This window comes from Shewanella hafniensis (assembly GCF_019655335.1).
GTDB lineage: Bacteria > Pseudomonadota > Gammaproteobacteria > Enterobacterales > Shewanellaceae > Shewanella > Shewanella hafniensis.
In genome coordinates this window covers 1-630 of record NZ_BPFD01000203.1, presented here as the reverse complement: position 1 = coordinate 630, position 630 = coordinate 1, and the positions used below count along the sequence as shown (strand labels likewise).

Annotated in this window: 1 protein-coding gene; it reads right to left on the bottom strand. The window is 42.5% G+C overall.

Annotated elements, in window-relative coordinates; genetic code table 11:
• A partial coding sequence (locus tag K5Q99_RS23140; RefSeq protein ID WP_220778135.1) for a hypothetical protein occupies positions 1–630 on the bottom strand: 630 nt, incomplete at both ends.

Genomic DNA, 630 nt, shown 5'->3' with positions numbered 1-630 from the left:
AGTAGGAGAACCACTATCCCACTCTCTTTTTTCTTTCTTTCTCCCCTCTCTTCCCTCCCTTTTCTTCTCCTCTCCCCTCTCCTCCTTTTCTTTTTCTTTTCTTCTTCCCTTCCTTCTTCTCTTTCCTTTTCTTTTTCCCCCTCCCTTCTTTCCTTTTCTTCTTTTTTCCTTTTTTCTTCCTTTCTTCCCTTCTTCTCTTTCCTCTCTTTTCCTTCCTTCTCTTCCCTTTTTCTTTTTCCTTTTTCCCTTTCTTTCTTCCTTTTCCCTTTCTTCTCCTTTCCTTCTTCTCCTTTCTCCCTCCTCCTTTTCCCCCCTCTCTCCTCCTCTTCCCTTTCTCTTTCCTCTTCTTTTTCCCTCTTCCTTTCTTCTTTCTCTCTCCTCTCTTCTCTTTCCCCCCCCTTTTCTCCTTTTCTTCTCCTTTTCTCCCTTTTTTTTTTCTTCTTTTCTTTTTTTTTTCTCTTCCTCCTCCTTCCTTCCCTCTCCTTTTTCCTTTTTCTCCCCTCTCTCTTTTTTTCCCTCCTTCTCTTTCTCCTCTTCCTTCTCTTTTTTCTTCCTCTTTTCTCCTTTCTCTTCTCCCCCTCTCCTCTCCCCCTCTCCTCTTCCTTCTCTCTTCTTCCTTCTTCTTCTTTC